The sequence below is a fragment of the Mycobacterium kyorinense genome, assembly GCF_002101735.1.
Classification (GTDB): Bacteria; Actinomycetota; Actinomycetes; order Mycobacteriales; family Mycobacteriaceae; genus Mycobacterium; species Mycobacterium kyorinense.
In genome coordinates, this window is record NZ_LQPE01000068.1 from 1 (window position 1) to 1,571 (window position 1,571).

Here is a 1,571-nt window from a genome sequence, read left to right on the forward strand (position 1 = left end):
AACCCCCGAACACCATCGGATTTCGACTCACCAGCCAGATGCGCTCCGCCAGTGGCCGCGGCCACCTTCACGGCCTGGGCCCGGGTGCGCATCCCGACGATCATGCCGCCTCGCCCGGTCCATGCTTGGCCGCCGTCACTGCGCGCATCGCCCGGTTGCGCGCCCCGCGCCGCCCATAGAGCCGTGCACACATCGAGGTGAGGACTTCGATCATGTCGCGTACCAGATCATCGGTCGTCTCGCCGGGATCGGCCACCACGATCCGGCGGCCCTGCGCCGACAACGCCGCCTGCAGATGCTCCACCCCGAAGCGTGCCAACCGGTCGCGATGCTCCACGACAATGACCTTCGCATCCGGGTCCGACAGGATCCGGCGCAACTTCGGACGTTTGCCGTTCAGACCCGACCCGACCTCCACCACGACCTGCCCCACCGTCAGATCCTGCTCGGTCGCCCACGCCGTCATCCGGGCCACCTGGCGATCCAAATCGGCGCGCTGATCATGACTGGACACCCGGGCATAGATCACCACACCCCCCGCCGCGCCTTCACCGGCCGGTGTCGTGCGCACCAGAATCAGCCGGCCCACCCGCTGCGCTGGCACCGGCAGCGTTCCCTCCCGATACCAGCGATAAGCCGTATGTCGGTTCACCCCAACCGATTCGGCCCAAGCCGCCAGATTCACAACACGAATTCAAACACACGTACGCACACTTAACTACACTCAACACGCAACAGTTCGCAACCCCTTGTGGACTCTCTGGAAAACCGTTTGTGCGCATCGTTTGCAATACTTCCCGTTGGCGGCCGACCGTCGTTCGTGGCTACTTCGGACGACTGTTATGAGTGTGGTACCTGGCCGTGTCGGGAATGGGGCAGTGACACGGCTGCGTGGCGGGGTTTTGCTCCTGGCTGCGCGTGTCGCGGCTCAGCGTGCCGGCCCGCACGAGCGAGACTGCATGAGAGGGGCCCGGCGGCGTAGTCCCGGGAAATTGGCCAGCGAATTGATCTATTGGGGGACGGGATAGCGGTCAAGTCGCCGATCCGACAACAGCGGCGACGCGCCTTTGACGCCGCCAGCGAACGGACAGTTACTGCACTTCTTGGAGGCTGAGGGTCAAAGTCGTTGGCCCCGTGTAAAAACAAACGGGAGACTCTGATGGCGTTTCGTATCATAAGGACTGAAACCATCATGTATGCGGTGGACGTGGACAGAGCCGAAGTGGAGGCTCAGCTCAGCTACTGCGAGCCTGTAGGCCTCGATGATCGTGAGCTCCGCTCGGAGCTAGAAGATGGGCTGCGCTCCGTTGACGCGGTGCACGACTGGGCGGTCGAGCGTTCGGAACGGTACGGCGACGTTCAGGGCTCGACCTTTTCTGTGCGGCTGGTCTAACTTCATGCAGATCCCAGTGTCGTCGCGGCACGCTGGAGGCCTCCATTTATCGCCAAGAGGCGTCGGCCTGGGATGTGATCATGTGGTGATGGACGAGTTCAGGTCACGTCCCGTGGAGTGGTGTAAGAGCGGTCGCGTGTCCGCGTGTGGCTCTGTGGTAGCCACTATGCCGTGAGAG

2 protein-coding genes are annotated in these 1,571 nt (G+C 63.3%); one reads left to right on the forward strand and one right to left on the reverse strand.

What is annotated here, in order from left to right:
* Positions 1–100: 100 nt before the first annotated feature.
* The gene (locus AWC14_RS09150) at positions 101–685 is read right to left on the reverse strand and encodes an IS607 family transposase (protein ID WP_084046934.1); all 585 of its coding nucleotides are present in this window, start codon (positions 683–685) and stop codon (positions 101–103) included.
* 474 nt (positions 686–1,159) lie between these two features.
* Here AWC14_RS09150 and AWC14_RS09155 point away from each other — a divergent pair, with 474 nt between their 5' ends.
* The gene (locus tag AWC14_RS09155) at positions 1,160–1,393 is read left to right on the forward strand and encodes a hypothetical protein (protein WP_084025097.1); all 234 of its coding nucleotides are present in this window, start codon (positions 1,160–1,162) and stop codon (positions 1,391–1,393) included.
* Positions 1,394–1,571: the final 178 nt, after the last annotated feature.

Bases quoted from the DNA above. Each gene is read 5' to 3' on its own strand.
- AWC14_RS09155 (WP_084025097.1), top strand. From the start codon at position 1,160: ATGGCGTTTCGTATCATAAGGACTGAAACCATCATGTATGCGGTGGAC.